The sequence below is a fragment of the Bacteroidota bacterium genome, from assembly GCA_041658205.1.
Taxonomy (GTDB): domain Bacteria; phylum Bacteroidota; class Ignavibacteria; order UBA10030; family UBA8401; genus UBA8401.
Map to the genome: position 1 here is coordinate 1,775,382 of JBBAAO010000001.1, position 19,754 is coordinate 1,795,135.

17 protein-coding genes are annotated in these 19,754 nt (G+C 43.5%); 1 reads left to right on the top strand and 16 read right to left on the bottom strand.

Features of this window, described 5'->3' with window-relative positions; genetic code table 11:
- Window positions 1-14 precede the first annotated feature (14 nt).
- The 5 genes from pyrH to rplM form a co-directional block, all read right to left on the bottom strand.
- Complete coding sequence (pyrH, locus tag WDA22_07360) at window positions 15-746, bottom strand: UMP kinase (GenBank protein MFA5833275.1); 732 nt, start codon at window positions 744-746, stop codon at window positions 15-17.
- A 47-nt stretch (window positions 747-793) separates the two neighbouring features.
- A complete protein-coding gene (tsf, locus tag WDA22_07365) occupies window positions 794-1,636 on the bottom strand; it encodes a translation elongation factor Ts (GenBank protein MFA5833276.1) in 843 nt (280 codons plus the stop codon).
- Between the two features lie 2 nt (window positions 1,637-1,638).
- A complete protein-coding gene (gene rpsB / locus WDA22_07370; protein MFA5833277.1) occupies window positions 1,639-2,433 on the bottom strand; it encodes a 30S ribosomal protein S2 in 795 nt (264 codons plus the stop codon).
- Window positions 2,434-2,590: 157 nt separating this feature from the next.
- On the bottom strand, window positions 2,591-2,980 hold the full coding sequence (gene rpsI, locus WDA22_07375; protein ID MFA5833278.1) for a 30S ribosomal protein S9: 390 nt from the start codon (window positions 2,978-2,980) through the stop codon (window positions 2,591-2,593).
- Between the two features lie 11 nt (window positions 2,981-2,991).
- On the bottom strand, window positions 2,992-3,438 hold the full coding sequence (rplM, locus tag WDA22_07380; GenBank protein MFA5833279.1) for a 50S ribosomal protein L13: 447 nt from the start codon (window positions 3,436-3,438) through the stop codon (window positions 2,992-2,994).
- 166 nt (window positions 3,439-3,604) lie between these two features.
- Here rplM and WDA22_07385 point away from each other — a divergent pair, with 166 nt between their 5' ends.
- Window positions 3,605-5,062: a CoA-acylating methylmalonate-semialdehyde dehydrogenase gene (locus WDA22_07385; GenBank protein ID MFA5833280.1), complete on the top strand. Its 1,458-nt coding sequence runs from the start codon at window positions 3,605-3,607 to the stop codon at window positions 5,060-5,062.
- Window positions 5,063-5,138: 76 nt separating this feature from the next.
- Here the strand turns inward: WDA22_07385 and WDA22_07390 are convergent, their stop codons facing one another.
- The 11 genes from WDA22_07390 to xdh form a co-directional block, all read right to left on the bottom strand.
- Entirely contained in the window at window positions 5,139-6,104 is a 966-nt protein-coding gene (locus tag WDA22_07390) for an XdhC family protein (GenBank protein ID MFA5833281.1), read from the bottom strand.
- A gap of 173 nt (window positions 6,105-6,277) precedes the next feature.
- Entirely contained in the window at window positions 6,278-6,766 is a 489-nt protein-coding gene (locus WDA22_07395) for a hypothetical protein (protein MFA5833282.1), read from the bottom strand.
- Window positions 6,747-9,029: a molybdopterin cofactor-binding domain-containing protein gene (locus tag WDA22_07400; protein ID MFA5833283.1), complete on the bottom strand. Its 2,283-nt coding sequence runs from the start codon at window positions 9,027-9,029 to the stop codon at window positions 6,747-6,749. The genes WDA22_07395 and WDA22_07400 overlap by 20 nt, the downstream gene beginning before the upstream one ends.
- Complete coding sequence (locus WDA22_07405) at window positions 9,026-10,450, bottom strand: FAD binding domain-containing protein (protein MFA5833284.1); 1,425 nt, start codon at window positions 10,448-10,450, stop codon at window positions 9,026-9,028. The genes WDA22_07400 and WDA22_07405 overlap by 4 nt, the downstream gene beginning before the upstream one ends.
- Before the next feature lie 161 nt (window positions 10,451-10,611).
- Window positions 10,612-11,223, bottom strand: coding sequence for a nucleotidyltransferase family protein (locus WDA22_07410; GenBank protein MFA5833285.1), 612 nt, complete (start codon window positions 11,221-11,223; stop codon window positions 10,612-10,614).
- A 9-nt stretch (window positions 11,224-11,232) separates the two neighbouring features.
- Window positions 11,233-12,156, bottom strand: coding sequence for an aspartate carbamoyltransferase (gene pyrB, locus WDA22_07415; GenBank protein MFA5833286.1), 924 nt, complete (start codon window positions 12,154-12,156; stop codon window positions 11,233-11,235).
- Window positions 12,157-12,166: 10 nt separating this feature from the next.
- Window positions 12,167-13,111 carry a carbamate kinase gene (gene arcC, locus WDA22_07420; GenBank protein ID MFA5833287.1) on the bottom strand — a complete coding sequence of 315 codons (945 nt, stop codon included), beginning with the start codon at window positions 13,109-13,111 and terminating at the stop codon, window positions 12,167-12,169.
- Window positions 13,112-13,124: 13 nt separating this feature from the next.
- Entirely contained in the window at window positions 13,125-14,324 is a 1,200-nt protein-coding gene (locus tag WDA22_07425; GenBank protein ID MFA5833288.1) for a YgeY family selenium metabolism-linked hydrolase, read from the bottom strand.
- A gap of 79 nt (window positions 14,325-14,403) precedes the next feature.
- A complete protein-coding gene (locus tag WDA22_07430; protein ID MFA5833289.1) occupies window positions 14,404-15,852 on the bottom strand; it encodes a pyridoxal-phosphate dependent enzyme in 1,449 nt (482 codons plus the stop codon).
- Between the two features lie 90 nt (window positions 15,853-15,942).
- Entirely contained in the window at window positions 15,943-17,130 is a 1,188-nt protein-coding gene (gene ygeW / locus WDA22_07435; GenBank protein MFA5833290.1) for a knotted carbamoyltransferase YgeW, read from the bottom strand.
- Between the two features lie 30 nt (window positions 17,131-17,160).
- Complete coding sequence (gene xdh, locus WDA22_07440) at window positions 17,161-19,746, bottom strand: selenium-dependent xanthine dehydrogenase (GenBank protein MFA5833291.1); 2,586 nt, start codon at window positions 19,744-19,746, stop codon at window positions 17,161-17,163.
- Between the last annotated feature and the right edge of the window lie 8 nt (window positions 19,747-19,754).

Here is a 19,754-nt window from a genome sequence, read left to right on the forward strand (position 1 = left end):
CAAATTTAATAGTACTATAACAATGGAGCGGAATTTGTAACGGTTGTTCCGACTTTTTCCCCAAGAACAAGATTCAACAAATTATTTTGAACGTTCATGTTAAAAACGCTAATCGGTAATTTATTTTCTTTGCAGAGTGTTATTGCGGTCATATCCATGACTTTGAGATTCTTTTTGAAGACATCATCATAATTAATAAGTGAGTATTGTTTTGCGGTCGGGTTTTTCTCCGGATCTGAATCATAGATTCCGTCTACCCGTGTCCCTTTAATGATGATATTCGCTTCGATTTCAATTCCACGAAGCACTGCCGCTGTATCCGTTGTAAAATACGGATTTCCTGTCCCTGCTGCAAAAATTACGATACGATTTTTTTCCAGATGACGGACTGCCTTACGCCGGATATATGGCTCGGCAATACGCGCCATGTCAATTGCTGTTTGGCACCGGGTATACATTCCATGGTGTTCCAGTGTATTTTGGAGTGCGAGAGCATTAATCACCGTTGCCAGCATTCCCATATGGTCGCCGGTTACTTTATCGATTCCATCGGAAGAATTCTCGATTCCGCGGTAAATATTTCCCCCGCCAATAACAATCCCTATCTGCACATCAAGCTGATGAATTTTTTTAATCTCTTCCGCATATTGTTTCAGGATGTTGGCATCGATGCCGTAATCCAAATTACCCATGAGCGCTTCTCCGCTCAACTTGAGCAGAATGCGTTTATATTTCGGAACTGCCATAACTCTCTCCCATAAAAAGAAAGGTCTCAATTGAGACCTTTCAGATATTAATTCATTGATTCGCCAAGTTGGAATCTCTTAAACTGTTTCACGGAAACACTTGGAGAGAGAAGGTCTTTGACCGCCTTCCCTGCGTCTTTAATGAAACTTTGTTCAAGCAGAACAATTTCTTGATAATATTTTTCAAGTCGTCCGTTCGCGATCTTCTCGGCAATTTGTTCGGGTTTCCCCTCATTCTTTGCTTGCGTACGATAGATATCGAGTTCTTTTTCGATTATTTCCTTGTTTACTTTATCCCTGGAGACAACAACAGGACTCATTGCTGCTACTTGCATAGCAATGTCACGAGCGATGGTTTTGTTTGCCGGATTTAATTCAGCACCCAGTTCAACAATCACACCGATCTTGCTTCCCATGTGGACATACTGTTCAAGGAAACCATTGTCTGAATTTAAATCATAGATACGTCGAATCTCTGTCTTTTCACCAACTTTGCCGGTTAAATTAGAAAGTGAGTCGCCGACAGTTTTTCCATCCGGATGTGCAAGCGTTAACAACTCTTCAACGTTCTTCGGAGATTTTTCGAAAACAATCTGTGCAACAGATTGCGCAAACGAAGTAAAATCTTCTCCACGGGCAACAAAATCAGTTTCACAGTTGATCTCAACCATAATGCCGTGTTTACCGTCAGGTGAAATTTTTGCAACAATTATTCCTTCGTTCGCCGCTTTATCTGCACGCTTTGCAGCGGTTGCCGCCCCTTTTTTCCGAAGAACTTCGATTGCCGCTTCCATATTTCCGTTTGCTTCATCGAGTGCTTTTTTGCAATCCATCATTCCTGCGCCTGTCTTTTCGCGCAGTTGTTTTACCATTTCGCTAGTGACTGCCATAATTATGCTTTTTCCGTTTCTTGTTGTGGTCTTCGTGGTCTTCGTTCTCTGCGATCGTGTTTTTCGTTCTTCTCTTGCTTTTCTGATTCCTCTGATTCCGGAGTTGTCTCAACTTTTCGCGCATGACCTTCAACAATTGCATCGGTAATGACACGAGCAATAAGTTGAATGGATTTCAATGCATCGTCATTTGCCGGAATGATGTAGTCAATTCCGTCCGTATCGCAGTTGGTATCAACCATCGCAAACACCGGAATGCCGAGCCTGTTTGCTTCTTGAACAGCGATTGTTTCCTTCTTAACGTCAATAACAAACAGTGCGCCGGGTAGACGTGTCATATCAACGATACCGGAGAGTGATTTCTGTAATTTTTCTTTTTCACGGGACAGGAACAATGTTTCTTTCTTCGTGATTTTGTCAAACGTTCCGTCGGTTTCCATCTTTTCAATGTTCGTCAACCGTTTAACGCTTTTTCGGATTGTTGTGAAATTAGTCAACATTCCGCCGAGCCAGCGATCGGTTGCATAATATTGATGACCGCGAACAGCTTCAGCCTGGATGACTTCCTTGGCTTGTTTTTTTGTTCCGACGAAAAGAACTTTCTTTCCTTCAGCAACAACATTGGAAATTGCAGTTGCCGCATCTTCCAGAAGTGTTTGGGTTTTTTTGAGGTCAAAAATGTGGATTCCATTTCGTTCCATAAAAATATATGGACGCATTTTTGGATTCCAACGGCGGGTAAGGTGACCAAAGTGGGCACCGGCAGAGAGTAATTCCGCGAGTTCTACACGAGGCATAGTGTTCCTTATATGTTTGGTTTGTATTCTTCTACTTTCTTCATCTTGATGCAGAGTTCCGCTATGCGAAACACCACTGCAGCAATCCGAAAGTATGTTTGATTAGTGTTGCGTGTTCCTCCGAAGAAAATAATCTTCGGAAGAACGTGAAAACATATTAACGCTTGGAGAACTGGAATCTCTTGCGCGCTTTTTTCTGACCGTACTTTTTTCGTTCAACCATACGGGGATCGCGTGTCATTAAGCCGTGCTTGCGCAACAACGGACGATTCTCTTCGCTGATTTCTACCAATGCACGAGCAACGCCAAGAATCACGGCTCCAGCCTGACCTGACGAACCGCCCCCTTCAACATTCACATTCACATCGTATTTGCCGAGCGTATCCGTTACGGCAAATGCTCTTGTAATGGAGTTGCGATGTGTTTCAAGAGGAAAGTATCTTTCAAACTCCCGTTCGTTTACGGTGATCTTTCCTGAACCATTCTTTAAGAACACACGGGCGACCGAAGTTTTGCGGCGACCGACAGTATTGATCATTTGTTGCATGTACGTCCTTCTTAATTGAATTCGATGACTTCTGGTTTCTGTGCGGCATGCGGATGTTCCGTGCCTGCATACACTTTTAATTTTTTAATAATCTGACGGCCAAGTTTTGTATGCGGTATCATTCCTTTTACCGCATGTTCAATCACGCGTTCCGGATGGATTTTCAACACATCTTTGAACTGCTGGAACACCGCACCGCCCGGATATCCGGTATAGTGAAAATATTCTTTCAACTCGGTACGTTTTCCGGTTACTTTTACTTTATCGGCATTCACGACGATAACAAAATCACCAATGTCAGCATTCGGTGTAAATTGCGGTTTATGTTTGCCGCGGAGAATGCGTGCAACCTGTGAAGCGATGCGACCCAATGTTTTTCCATTAGCATCAATAACAAACCACTTCTGTGCAATATCGCCTTCTCTAAAAAATGTCGTGCTTTTATCTACAAACGCCACGTTAATATCTCCTAAAAAAATTATTCCTGAATTATAGGGAATAAATATATGCTTTTTCCGAAGAAAAATCAATAGTTGACATGAATAAACTTCATGTCAGTATGACACTTGCATTTCACTCCCTACATTGTTACTTTTTTGCAATTCATTACACATTGGAGATTGTATGAGTGCTGCAATTCTTTCTAATTATATTGCCGGTTCGTGGCAAATTAAAAATGGTCATAACATGCTCGCTGTTGAGAATCCCTCCACTGGCGAGGTTATTTCACATGTTCCCCTTTCCGGTGCGAAGGATGTAGATGAAGCGGTAACTGCGGCACAGAAAGCACTCCCTGCATGGTCGACAATGCCGATTAAAGAACGGGTTCAGATATTTTTCCGGTACAGATCATTATTGGAAAAGCATGCTCAAGAACTTGCGGAATTAGTCAACAAAGAGAATGGCAAAATTCTTGGCGAAGCAATGGCTGAAGTTGAAAAAAGCATTGAACTGACTGAATTTGCTTGTTCAATGCCTCAACTTGTTTCCGGAGAAATTCTGGAAGTGAGCCGCGGAGTTGAATGCCGAATAGATCGATATCCAGTCGGTGTGGTTGCATGCATTACCCCTTTTAATTTTCCCGCAATGGTTCCAAATTGGACAATACCGAATGCACTCGTTCTTGGAAATACCATGGTTCTAAAACCATCTGAACTTGTTCCGATGAGTTCGTGTCGACTGGCTGAGCTTTTGAAAGAAGCAGGCCTGCCGGATGGCGTGTTTAATATTGTGCACGGCGGACAAGAAACAGTTGAAGCGATTTGTGATCATCCGGGAATTCACGCCGTCACTTTTGTTGGCTCAACAAAAGTTGCTAAGCTTGTTTATCAACGAGCAACATCTCACTTAAAGCGTGCGCTGTGTCTCGGTGGTGCAAAAAATCATCTCATCGTAATGCCGGACGCTCATGAAGAGATGACTGCTTCGAATGTTGCCGCATCGATGAGCGGGTGTGCAGGTCAGCGCTGCATGGCTGCTTCTGCAATGGTTGCCGTGGGATCAGTTGACCACATTATTAAAAAGCTGGTCGAAGAGTCAAAAAAGATTGTTCCAGGGAAAAATCTCGGTGCCGTAATTTCCAAAGCTGCAAAAGAAAGAATCGAGCGATATATCACTGAAGCGGAAAAACAAGGTGCAAAAATACTTTTGGATGGCCGCGGTGTTACAGTAGTGGGAAAAGAAAACGGATTTTATGTCGGTCCGACTGTGATTGATTTTGTCAAACCCGAAATGAACATTGCAAAAGAAGAAGTGTTTGGCCCGGTTCTTTCTATCATACGTGCTTCAGATGTGGATGAAGCGCTGAAGATTGAAAATGCAAATCCTTATGGAAACGCAGCATCGGTCTTTACGCAGAGTGGCGGAATTGCCCGTTATGTTGCTGAACATGCAAGCGCAGGAATGATTGGAGTAAATATCGGAGTTCCTGTCCCCCGTGAGCCATTCTCGTTTGGCGGATGGAATGAATCAAAATTTGGCGCAGGAGATATAACGGGAAAAAGCTCAATTGAGTTCTTTACAAAACCGAAAAAGACAACAACCAAGTGGAATCCGGAAGCTCGAAAGAACTGGATGAGCTAAACGATAACTGCTATCGAAACAAAAAAACCTCGATGCTTACAGCACGAGGTTTTTTTGTCTCACCATGGTGTACTATTTAGTGCTTCGATGAAGCCTCATTCTTTACTTTAATCATTTGCGCAGCAATGCTGACAGCAATTTCTTCCACCGATCTGCTTTCTATTTCGATTCCAATCGGTGCATAAATTTTCTCCAACGTCTTCTTTTCATCGGACGAAAATGAATTCATAATGCGTGCAATTTTTGCTTCTGTCCCCATCAGTCCAATATACCCAAGTTTTTTTCCAAGAATACTTTGAAGAGCGAGCCGATCGCTTTGTAATGCCGCTGTAACGATAGCAACAAAACTTGTTATGTTTTCTTCGATGTGCGTTCCAATCTCCTCATACGGGGAAATAATCTTTCGGACAATTAACGAATCTTCCTTCATCGCAGGAGCATCTTCACGATCATCAAACAATACAAGATTAAAATCGAGCATTTGGAGCATTCTCGCCGTTGCTAATCCGACATGCCCTCCTCCCGCTATATAGACTGTATATTCTGCTCCAACATTTTCACGATAAAACCATTCATCTTTGCTGGTAGATTGAAAATGGTTGTGATTCTCTAGCTTTCTTTTGTGAAAAGAAATACCATTGTTCGTAAGCTCAAAATGTGATGGTGTATATGAATGAATACCATTTATTATGTTCTCAATCGTAGTGGCATCATCCAACGATAAGGATAGTATACAAATCGTTTCGGAGCCTGCACAAATCAAACCGGAGGGTTCGCCGATTGTTGTATTTGGATTGTGCACCATTTTTTTTACGATGCGTACTGGTTTACCCGAAGCAAGAAATTCACGAGTACTGGATAGCAATTTGAACTCCATGAGCCCGCCGCCGATTGTTCCGGCCATTTCCGATGGCGTGACCGCCATTTTAAAACCAGTCTTTCCCGGAGAGCCTTTTTCATACTCAACGACGATTAATAGCATCACACTTTCGCCGCGCGATAGCCGATCAAAGATAAATTTCCAGAATATTCGTTCTTTCATAATTGTTTATTAGTAACTACACTGCAGCCTTACAATCGTAAGTCAAAATATGCCACCAAATCACGAAAACACAAAAAGTGCACATAAGAAATTTGAACCATTGCCCAATGAAAAAGTTAGTGAAATTGCGTGTTCTAGCGGCAAAAAAAATCATGAACGCTGAGTAGTTACGTTTATTTAAACCAGACTTGACTCATTGCATAATATATCGCCATCACTCCGGAGAAGATAGAACTGGCAAGAAATCTGCGATGAATTGACACTTTATTTTGAATGACATAATTAATCATTACCGTAAAAGGGATATTCATAGTAAAAGAATTATAACTGACCCACAACAGTCCCCACGATAGCTGAAACGACTGACCTGAAAATATTTGCACAAACGCCAAATGTCTGGCAATCCACACCGGATTGAAATACAACAACGCAAGCATCGTTCGTCGTATACTTGCTTTCATTCCCTCCATTAAATGAGTGTGAGTATTGATCCAATGGAAATAGTTCGGAATCTCAAGTGAATAGAGTGTCCCTCCAATGATAGCCATTCCGATCATGCGCTGGAAAGAGAAGGAATGAAGAAGTAATGCAGCAATGGCATCCCCGGCAGAATAAATGAGTGCACTTTGGAGCGCGTTACGTTTACTGAAGTGCAGGAGCATGTGTACCGACTTCCTTATACAATAGATGTAACATACGTTCCGGTGTCATCGGTGCAATTGCCGGGAACATACTGTTTGGATTAAAAGCTTTTACCGCATTGCATAATGCAAAATATGCACCGATGCCGTACATCAATGGTGGTTCTCCGATCGCTTTTGAATTAAATGGTGCAAAGGGATTTTCAGAATTGTCCAGGAAACTGATATTCATTTCTTTTGGAGCGAAATGTATATCCGGCACTTTATATGTTGACAGTGCGTCCGTAATCAATTTCCCTTCACTATTATAGATAATTTCCTCCATCGTCATCCATCCGATCCCCTGCATAATACCCCCTTCAGTCTGACTGAGATCGATTGCTGGATGTAGACTCTTCCCGACATCATGAACAACATTAACAGCGTCGATCAGATACGTTCCCCGCAGGCAATCGACGGTTGTTTCGATGATCGCCGTACCGAATACATGATAGGCAAAGGGATGTCCTTTGGATGTTTCACGATTGAAATGAATCTTCGGAGTTGAATAAAAATGTTGGGATGTCAGACTGATACGTGCATTATTTGCCGCACAAATCAGCGTATTCCATGTCCATTCTGTTTCTTTTCCATCATTCACGATCCGTTCATCCTGTATAGTAATCTTCGAAGGATCGGTCTGATGGAAATGGTCAGCGGCAAATTTTGTCAGTCGTTCAAGAAGAACATAACAAGCAAGCTGGGTTGCTTTACCATTAAGGTCCGCCCCGCTGCTTGCCGCGGTTGGAGAAGTATTGGCAACACGCGACGTGTTTGTTGATTCAAGTTTGATTCTCTCGCTCTTCACGGAAAAAATTCGCTGGGCAATTCCATGAATCTTCATGTTAACGCCCTGCCCCATTTCGATCGCTGCAGTACTGATTCCGATGCTGCCATCTGTATAGATATGAACGAGAGCACTCGCCTGATTCATCATGGTATTGGTGAATGAAATTCCAAAACAGATCGGCATCACTGCATAGCCCTTCTTCTTCCATTCATTCACCATGTTAAAATCAGCCGTCTTCTTTTTCACTTCCTCAATGGATTTTTTTTGCATCAGGGAATCCCAGCACGGGATCGCCTGGCACCGCTCCGTGATCTGACCGTATGGAAATTCATCTCCATTTTTTAAAAGATTTTTCCTTTGAATAAACCAGGCATCCATATTCATCGTTTCCGCAGCTTTGGCAATTGCAGCTTCAATGACAAATTTTCCCTGCGGCCCGCCGAATCCGCGAAATGCTGTGTTTGGAGGAAGATTCGTGCGACAACTGTAACCGGTCGCTTTTACATTTGGAATAAAATAACTATTCGTGCAATGAAACAGGGTTCGTTGCAGCACCGCCGGAGAAAGATCTGCAGCAGCACCGCCGTTTTGATAGAACGTCACTTCGTAGGCAAGAATAGTCCCATCATTTTTCAAACCGATTTTAAAATCGGATGAATACGGATGACGTTTTCCCGTCATTCTCATATCATCCTGACGATGGAGGATCAGTTTTACCGGACGCCGCAGTTTTGTTGCAGCAAGGGCACACAGTACTGCCCATGGAGTCGCTTGATCTTCTTTTCCTCCAAATCCGCCGCCGAGCCGAAGAACATCGACTTCAATCTTATGCATCGGTATATTTAACACGTTCGCGATTGTTCGTTGAACCGCAGTCGGGCTTTGCGTCGATGATACAATCTTGAGTCCGTCTCCTTCCGTAGGAACTGCAAATGCACCTTGTGTTTCGAGGTATAAATGCTCCTGACCTCCGTTCTCAGCCGTACCTTCTACAACAACATCGCACTTTGGCCACATTGCATTGATATCCCCCAGTTCAAACTTTATCGGCGGGATGAGCAATTCATTTTTTGCAAATGCTACTCTGGGATCTGTAATCACCGGAAGTTTCTCAATCTCCACAACAATCTTTTCCGCAGCAGAACGGGCGTGAAATGCAGAATCTGCAACCACAACGGCTATCGGCTGTCCTTGAAAATGAACATGCTGTTCGGCAAGAAGCGGTTCATCCTGAACGATACCGCCAATTTGATTATGCCCCGGAATATCTTTTGAAGTAAAAATCGAAACAACACCATTCATCGGCAATGCAGCAGAGAGATCGATCGACCGGATTACTCCATGTGCCACGCGCGAATAATAAACATGCGCATACAATGTCCCTTCAGGCACAAGAAGATCATCTACAAACTGCGATTCGCCGCGCACATGTTTTTCGGAATCATAATTCTTCATGCAAATGATTCCTTTCTGACAATTCCAGGGAAAAGATTCAAAAAATGTGCAATGACCAATTGACGAAGGAGCAGCCGTTTATATTCAGCACTGCCACGGGCATCGCTGATTGGATGGATCTCTGTCTGCACGATCTCCAATGCTTCACCGATTGTTTCAATGTCTATAATTTTATTCTTCAAAAATTCTGTTGTCTTTGTCAGAAATAAGGGAATTGGTCCGACTCCCCCTGCCGAGATTCCGCAATTCGAAAAACGATGACCACTCAATTCAACAACCATAGTTGTGTTGACACTAGCAATATCCAGATATTGGCGGCGGGAAACTTTTTCATAACTTAAACGTGTCCTGTCCGTGGGACGCGGAAATGAGATCGATTCGATTAACTCTGATTTTTTCTTATCAATCTGTTTATACCCTTTATAGAATTGTCTCAACGGAATCGTTCGTTGGGAACCGGCATCATTCAGCGTAAGCACAGCATCGAGTGCCAAAAGCAAACAGGTCATATCACCTATAGGAGAAGCATTCACAATATTACCCGCGACCGTCGCACGATTTCGAATCGGTGTAGAACCAAAGAGTTCCAGCTGCGTTTTCAATTCGGGAAAGTATTTGATAATGACCGGTGACATCCGAAACTCTTCCACTGTAGTTGTGCCGGGAAGATGGATCGAACTTTCATCTTCGGATATGGGAATATGCTTCCGCCAAGAAGAGATGCGTTTTGAAGTTTCCGCGTGCAAGGTAAACGCTTTTTGGACATACAGATCTGTTCCTCCGGACACAATGATAATTTGAGCATCTTGAATGTACACTTCGTTTGCTGAAGTAACAGCAATTGACTTCAACCGTTCAGCAATCGAGTGAAAATACTCTGGAAGGATTGTTTGTCCTACAAGTTTAGCAAGAGAAATTCCATTTAGTGTGTGTTCGTTCGCGTTCAATCCATCCACCAAATGGGAAATCGCTTTTTTAATAGGAGGGTGTCCTGTACATCGACAGATATTTCCATCAACCGAATTTATTGCCTGCAAAGCATCTAACTGTTTGTTGTTCAAGCAATATCCTGTCAACGACATGATGAATCCGGGTGTGCAAAATCCACATTGTGTTCCCCCATCTTCAACAAAAGCATGTTGAATGGGATTAAGTTCTTTGGGTTGATTAATACCTTCGATGGTGACTATATGTTTACCGTGGGCATCACCCAACGGCATTAAACATGAATTGGCGGATTTATATTGAACTTCATTCCCTTGCAATTCACCGACAAGAATTGTGCAGGCACCGCAATCACCCTCTCTACATCCTTCTTTTGTTCCTGTGAGATGCTCATTGTGGCGCAGAAAGTCCAATACCACCATACCTGGGTTGGCATCTGTTGTAACCGTTTTATTATTGATGATACATTCTATCATATATACAATGTAAAGATACTCTTTCGCATCTGAATTTACAAAAGAGCAAATTCGTAAACTTACTCAGTCGAATTATTAATGATTACTTTAGAACATTTAGGCGTTTGCTTAGTCGCTCCCTTCTGAATACTGATGCGTAAATCGCTCCTCGCAATGATTTTTTAAGGAGCATCAGTAATTATGTTTTCAAAATATCGTCGGTAATCTTCGGGAGTATCGATATTCACAATGACACCTTCTTCCTCCGTCGATACCAATTCAATGTCGTTTTTATGCGCATGGACAACTTCCCGTAAGCCGATTTCAAGCGATGCATTATTAATCTCTGGAAATAATTCGGAGGAGATAACAATCGGGTGTCCTTTCCTTCCGTGATATTCCGGGATGATGATTTTTTTTTTCGTTTGATGAAACGCCGCAAGTAATCGTTTCACTAACTCCGAAGATATCATTGGATGATCAACCGGACAGATCAGCACACCTAAGCAGTTGGTTCGGTCTAAATTTTTAATTCCAGCGATAATTGAAGAGAGTTGTCCGCGTTCCCATTCGTTGTTGACAACAATCTCCCCGTCAAATGCCGCTAATGATTCACGAATTTTCTCCGATTCAGAACCCAAGACAACAATTTTTTTGGGCACTCCAGCATCACCGATCACATTAATGAGATGTTGCAGAAAGGTACTTTTCCCTATCCGGAGCAGAGCTTTCGGGCTTCCCATTCTTCGGGATGAACCAGCGGAAAGTATTATGGCAGCAACTGTCGATTTCATACGAAACGGTTATTCCATCACCCAGGCAAGCAGCGCCATTCGAATGATGACACCGTTCTGCGTTTGGCGAAAGTATGCCGCCCGTGGATCTTTATCCACTTCATGCGCGATCTCTTCATTGCGCGAAAGGGGATCCATGACAATCGCTTTATTGTGCAGCAGTTTCATTGATTCGGCATCAATAAAATATTCCTTTTTGAACTTCATGTATTCCTCATCGCTTCCTGTGAATCTATCCCGCTCGATGCCTGTTGTATAGACAACATCAACTTCCGGCAGCACAGAATGGAGATGTTCTTCCATCGTAAACCAAACATTATTCTCTTCGAGATGTGACAGCATATCGTTTTTCATCTGCAGCGATTTTGGTGCGACGAAATATATCTTCACTCTCTCATATTTCCCCAGCAGGTACGAAAGCGACCGCACTGTGCGTCCTCCGGCAAGATCACCAACCATCGCAACACGCAATCCATCCAGTTTATTTGTCTCTTTGTGGATGGTATATAAATCGAGCAGTGCCTGCGTTGGATGCTGTCCCCCTTTCCCGTCGCCCGCATTGATGATAGAACAGGTGGAAACAGCCGCTGCACGCTTTGCTCCGCCGATATGGTTATGCCGGAGTACGATGACATCGCAAAAATCATCGACGATTTTTATGGTATCTTCCAGTTCGTCTCCCGGTGTTGATGAGAAAAACTTCGACGCATGTTCTGTCGAAATCACTTTCCCTCCTAAGCGCGCCATGGCAGATTCGAAGGAGAAACGGGTCAACAATCCTGATTCATAAAAAAGAGACGCCATCACTTTTTTATCGTAATCGCGTGTTCCGCCGCGCTTCAAAACAATTTCCATTTCGTGTGCGCGTTCGAACAACTCCGTTAACATCGGTAATGTAAATTGCTGCGATTCCAAAACATGTCTAATTTTCATGGACTACCTATTAACCATTCATTGAAAGATGTGTTCCTGCCGAACCGTTCATTGCATCAACAAGCAGTTCCGCTCGCGTGATAATGACCTCTTCGCCGCCGTGGGAAATAAAATCGATCGCTGCTTCCATTTTTGGTCCCATGCTGCCAGCCAGGAAATGATGTTCTTTTTGATACTGCATTGCCAGCTCCAACGATAATGAGTCCAATGCAATTTGATTCTGGTGTTTGAAGTTTAGGTACACTCGGTCAGTATCCGTTGAGATGACAAATCGTTTAAGGTGAAGTTTCTTCGCTAAAAGTGCCGATGCCCGATCCTTATCTATCACTGCTTCAACACCTTGATAGATTCCATTCTCACGAACAACCGGAATACCACCTCCACCGACGGCGATGACAATCATTCCGTTATTAACGCAATGCTCAATAACATCCAATTCAACAATATCCAACGGCTGCGGCGAAGGAACAACGCGCCGATATCCCCGTGCCGCATCTTCAACAATCGCCCAGCCAAGCTCACGTTTTCGTTCTTCCGCTACTTTTTGCGAATAAAAAGGACCAACAGTTTTAGTAGGATTTGCGAACGCAGGATCATTTTTGTCAACAACAACCTGCGTGAGAATGGTGACGATCGGTTTGGAGATGCCGCGAGCGTGCAATGCGGAACGAAGAGCATTCTGCATTAGATATCCCATTTCTCCCTGCGTAGAAGCGTCGCAACAATCCAATGGAAGCTGGTATACTTGTGATGAGCCGAGTTCAGAGCGAATAAGTTGCGCTCCTACCTGCGGTCCATTTCCGTGCGTTATGATCAACGAATGTCCTTGTTCGATCAGTGCAGCAAGATGCCTACACGTGATGGCTGCGTTTTCCATCTGTTCACTGATCGAACCGCGTTGACCATGACGGATCAACGAATTTCCACCGATTGCTATTAATGTTGGCGTATTCATTGGAAGAATGAACCTATTTCGTTTCCGTTAAATATGTTTTCGGAAACGCTGCATACCATGCTGATGCTTTCACTAAATGTTCAACAGGAATATGTTCGGTTGCCATATGGGCATAAATCTCATTTCCCGGTCCAAAGCCGATACATTTTATTCCATGCATTCCCATCACTGCAACTCCGTTCGTACTGAACACCCAGCGACTGACGACCGGTTTTTCGCCGAACAGTCCTTCAAATGCTTTTACTCCGGTATTGAGCACCGGATCATTTTCCGGTAGAAGCCACGTGGGAAAATATTTCTGTGTGGGATATGTTAGTCCTTTCCAGCTTGCAATGGCATAATCGAGAACAACCACCTCCGCACCGGCAGCCTTAACGCTCGGCAGATCTTGAATTTCTTTTACTGCAGATTCCAGTGTATCTGTTGCGGCAAGGCGGCGGTCTAAATGTATTGTTGCCGAATCAGCAACCGCACAGAGTGAAGGAGAGGTTGAACGGAATTCAGCGATTGTCACAGTTCCCTTTCCGAGGAATGGTTCGCCTCCAAGTCGCTCATTCAATTTTTCGATATCTTGAACGATCGGCGCCATTTTGTAGACAGCATTCACTCCCCGTTCTGGTGCAGACCCGTGACAGGAAATTCCTTTTGTGCGGACTTCGATCTCCATCCGTCCACGGTGGCCGCGATAGACGGCGAGATTGGTCGGTTCAGTAATCACCACAACTTCAGGACGGAGTTTATCCTCTTTGATGATGTATTGCCAACATAGTCCGTCGCAATCTTCTTCTTGAACACTTCCGACTACATACAACGTATAATCGTCTTCCAGACCGAGGTCTTTAATAATCTTTCCGCCGTAAATGATTGATGCGAGTGCTCCTTTCATATCGCATGCTCCTCTTCCATAAATGATACCATCTTTTTCATCTCCTTTGAACGGATCAACTTTCCAGTTTTCGGGATTGCCGACGTCGACTGTATCCACATGCGCATCAAATGCAATCACATGTTTTCCGTGTCCGATACGGCCTATGATATTTCCCATCGGATCGATGGTGATCTCGTCAAATTTACATTTCTCCATTTCCTGTTTTACTCGCGCAATAACATTCCCCTCCTGCGAGCTGAGTGATTTTATAGCAATTAATTCGCGAAGGAAACCGGCGACAGCCCGTTCATTCTTTTTTGCTTCAGCATAGATTTTTTGTAACATATGTTCATCCTTTTCTTATGACGATTAAAAATGATCTATGTACGACTGTACTTATTTTGTTCCATCTAAACATGTTTTGTTACATCATCGCATTAAACTCTGTGATGAGTTTGTCAAATTCTGCAACCTCATCTTCAAATAAGGAACGCCAGTATTCCGGATACCATTGTTCGCGCAGCTCATCCGATGATTTTCCCTGCTGTTCGACCCATGTAAAATATTTCAGATTATGAATAGCCTTTTTATCGTAATAAGAAAGTTCCTTGTAATAGTCTATACTTTGATGCATCAACGGTGCTGCGTGATCTTTTGCCGCATCCATGGAAGTGTATGAACCACGCTCAAGACGAAGTTCTTCAACGCGAGATTTATACATATCCGCTGAATCAGTAAAGATTGTCAAAACAACATCATCCGATCCAAACTCGAAATATTTTGCCGTTTTAATTGCTGAAAGCATGTTCGAAATACTGGAAATACCCATTAAGGTCAATTGATCCAGTACCATTTCGGAAACGCCTTGCGATTTTAAATATTTCCGCCCTTCGGCCTCGTTAAATAATCGGAGCACCCGCATACAATCCTCATCATCAATTGCAGAGACGGTATCCGTATTGCGAACATTGTGAACCCATGGAACATGTTTATCGCCGATCCCTTCAATGCGATGTTCACCAAATCCGTTCATCAACAATGTGGGGCACTGCAATGCTTCACTGGCAACGATTTTAAGATTCGGATGGAGCTTCTTGAGATAATCTCCTGCACCGATTGTCCCAGCTGAACCGGTTGCAGAAATATAGGCTGCAGCATTTCCATCTTTTATTCTGAGATCTTGAAATGCTTCTTCTAATGCAGGGCCTGTCACATTGTAATGCCAGATAGGATTTCCAAATTCTTCAAACTGGTTAAAGATGATGTTGAGAGGATCCTTTTTCAACTCCCAGCATTTATCGTAAATTTCTTTCACGTTGGATTCTGTTCCGGGTGTCGCAATCACTTCAGCGCCGATCTCTTTTAACCATACAAAACGTTCTTTCGACATCCCTTCGGGAAGGATGGCAATAGGTGTGCAATCCAGCAAGCGGCAATCGAATGCACCTCCTCTGCAGTAATTTCCCGTGGATGGCCAGACCGCTTTATGTTTTTCCGGATCGAATTCACCGCTCACCAATCGTGGAACCAAGCATCCGAACGCAGCACCAACCTTATGTGCACCGGTCGGAAAATATTTTCCGACGATACCAATAATCCGCGCGTTGACACCGGTAATGGCTTTGGGAATTTCAAAATAATTTACTCCGCCAAAACCTCCGGTCTTTATATCGTTTTTCCAAGTAATCCTGTATAAATTCAGCGGATTCACATCCCACAATCCAATGGACGGAAGTTTTTGTTTCACATTTAATGGGATCAGATTGGGATCTCTCATTTGAGCAAATGTGGGAATGGTAATTCCGTGTTCTTTACATCGCTTCGCTGTCTTTTTTACAACTTCACGATTTATGTTTTTAATTATTTTTGACATCGTTTCTCCAAATTGTTATAACCGCAAAGTCGTTAAGACGCAATGAAATTATTCTTCTCTGCGCCTTCGCGCCTCTGCTGTGAAAAAAATCTATCTTCTGTTTTTATTTGATTCCAACAGCTGTTTCATTTTATCATTCGGATTTTCCATCCGTGTCAAAAACATCAAAGCAGCAATAACGAACGGTTTGTACCCCGCTTCAGCGTACGTGGAGAGACGATACTTTTCGAATACACCTTTGGATACTTCACCTTCGGTACAACTTACACCGGAAATATCGGCTGGAAGACAGTGCATATATAACGCTTCCCCTTTTTTCGTCAGCTTCATTTTCTTCTCATCGCATTCCCAGTTTTTAAATTTTGCATTATTGGCAAGACATTCCTTTTCCAATTCTTTCAAACCCGGCTTGTCGTTATTGTTCAGAAGAACCGTCCTTCGCTGCATCACATTGAACGGTGCCCACGATTTTGGATAGACGATGTCTGCATCCTTGAATGCGTCTTCCATCGAATTGACGATCTCAAATTTTCCGCCCGTCTGTGTAGATTGTTTTTTTGCTTGTTCAAGCACATCCGGGATCAATCCATATCCTTCGGGATATGCCAGGGAGACATCCATGCCATAACGTGACATCAATCCAATAATTCCCTGCGGCACTGAGAGCGGTTTGCCATAACTTGGGGAATATGCCCACGTCATTGCAATTTTTTTCCCTCGTAAATTTTCCAGTGAACCAAATGTATTTTTGAGCTGCATAAGATCTGCAAGCGCCTGGGTGGGATGATCGATATCGCATTGTAAATTTAGGACCGTAGGCCGTTGATGCAGTATCCCATTTTCATATCCCTCCTGAATGGCAGCACCAAATTCACGCATATATGAATTTCCTTCACCCAGGAACATATCATCCCGAATACCGATCACTTCGGCTAGAAAGGAAATCATATTCGCCGTTTCACGCACCGTTTCGCCGTGAGCAATTTGTGATTTTTCTTCGTCAAGCTCAGACAGACCTAAACCGAGAGCATTTGCTGCCGATGCGTAACTGAAGCGTGTGCGGGTTGAATTGTCACGAAAAATTGAAATCGCAAGTCCCGTGTCGAATGTGCGCAAAGACATCCCCGCTTTGTGCATATCTTTCAGTAATTGTGCTACGGTTAACACTGCTTTTAATTCATCATCAGTCCGTTCCCATGTCAACAGAAAATCCTTGTTAAACATATTCGTTTTAAGACTTGAGAGTATATTAAACTGTGTTTGAAATGCTTGTTGCATAGCGATCCTTTCAATTTAAAAATGCACTACTTATTTATACATCAATTTTGCTGCCGGAGAATCCTTCATCGGCAATGTGAAACGACGAATACCATCAAATTTATATAATGCTCCTGCCACTGCTCCGGCTGTCGGGACAAGACCAATTTCTCCAACACCTTTTGCACCAAAAGGACCTTCGGATTCGTGTTCTTCAACAAAAATCACTTCTGTCTCCGGCATATCTTTTGCCCGCAGTATCCCAAGCGAACGCAGCTTAAACGATTCAGGCATGCCGTTTTTTTGTTTCAATTCTTCTGTGAGTGCATAGCCCAATCCCATATGGATGGCCCCCTCCATCTGTCCCTCCAACAATTTTCTATTTATAATTCTGCCGACATCGTGTGCAGCAACAATTTTTTTCACATGACCTTGTTCATCAAGTATGCAGACCTGAGTGGCAAAACCAAATGTCATATGGGTAATCGGTTTATTCGTTTTCGCTTCAAGCGCTGTCGTGTAATCGATGACAACTTCGCCGAAATATTTCTTCCCTTGCAATTCGCTAAGGTTCCTGCCAACATCAAGATCCTTTTTCAATTCTTGCGCCGCTTTGATCACCGCACGACCGCCAAGAACAGTTGCTCTCGAAGCAGTAGTCATCCCGCAGGGAGTCGGTTGTGTTGTATCGATATCGACGCGAACTTTTCTCGGATCGATTCCCGTGACATCGCTGAAAAATTGAATCATCACCGTACAGAAACCTTGTCCCATCTCTGTAAAACCGGTATTGATTGTAATCGATTCATCGGGATGGACAGTGACGATCGCTTGTCCATACTCCGGCATACCGTTTCCGATGCCGACGTTTTTTATTCCGCAGCCGATACCGACATATTTTGATGAATAGTAAACATCTTTCACTGCAAGAAGCGTTTTCTTTATCCCAACAGCGCGTTCAAAAACCTGACCAGTACAAAATGTGTCACCCACATCCACAACATTTCTCCAGCGCATTTCCCATCCGTCAATACCCACTTTTTCTGCAAGGATGTCCATCATTCCTTCAATGGCAAACGAAGCCTGATTTGCTCCGAATCCACGCATTGCTCCGCACGGAAGATTGTTAGTGTAGACTGCTTTTGCTTCAACATCTGAATTCAAAATATTATACGGCCCACACGCATGTCCGGCTGCGCGCTCCAACACTTTTGTACCAACAGATGCATACGCTCCCTTATCACCTATCATCCGTGCACGCACGGCGGTCAATTTACCGTTCACATCACATCCGACGGTGTATGTCATTTTTATCGGATGACGTTTCGGATGAAGTCGGATACTCTCTTCCCGAGTTAATGTTGCTTTCACCGGTTTTCCAATCAACATTGCGGCAAGCGCTACATGAGCCTGAATGCTCAGATCTTCTTTTCCACCAAACGCTCCTCCATTGGTTATGAGCGTCACTTTTACTTTTTCTTCCGGTAGATTGAGAAACGAAGCGATCTGTTTTCTATCGTCGAACACACCTTGTCCCTGGCTTAACACTTCAATAGTGTCGTTGGTGAGAAATGCAATGGAACTTTCCGGTTCGAGAAATGCATGTTCAATCACCTGCGTTTCGAATGTTCTCGTCTCAACGAAGGCTGAATCTGCCAATGCCTGATCAACATCGCCACGCTTGATGATGGAATTGGACAAAAGATTCACATGATGCGCATGCACTTGAGGAGCATTCGGTTGCAATGCTTCCTCCGGATTGAACACGCCGGGAAGAATCTCATATTCTAATTGTATTTTTTCAACTGCTTTATGAGCAGAGCGATTATCGTTTGCAACAACCATTGCCAAAATATCACCGATGCAATGGGTAATTTCCCCTTCCGCGTGAAGCAGCGGCCAGTCTTTATAAATAAGACCCTGCTTCCGCTCGCCGGGAACATCGTTTGCCTTGATAACGCGTACGACTTCTGCAGATTGCTCTGCGTTGGAGCAATCAATCTTGTTAATTTTTATTCGAGGATGAGGTGAAAAGAGAAAGGCAGCATACAACATCTGGGGCATCACAATATCATCAATGTACGGACGTTCACCCATTGCGAACTTTTCACCATCCATTCTTGGCAGGCTGGAACCAATCTTCCCGGAGTAATCAGGCTTAGGTAACGGAATACCATTGAATGCTTTTGCGGCTAAATCAATTGCATCGATAATCTTCACATAGCCCGTACATCGGCAGATATGATTATTCAATGCAACGGCAATTTCTGTTCTGCTTGGGGCGGGATTTTTTTGAATAAGACTTTTTGCACGCATCACAATACCGGGTGTGCAGAAGCCACATTGCATACCGGCAGAAAGCACAAATGCTTTTGAGAAAATATCTCGTTCCTTTTCATCAAGTCCTTCAAGTGTAATAACATTTTTCCCTTGCACGTTCTTTGCCGGAACGGCGCACGACGAAACAGCTTTACCATCAACAATCACCACACAACATCCGCAGGAACCTTGAGGTGCACAGCCATTTTTTGGAGAGATTAATCCGGCTTGTTCGCGCAGAACATCCATCAATGAGATCTGCTCATCCACTGCCGCTTCAAACTCTTTTCCGTTCAACACAAACTGTGTAGTGCTCATTTTAATTA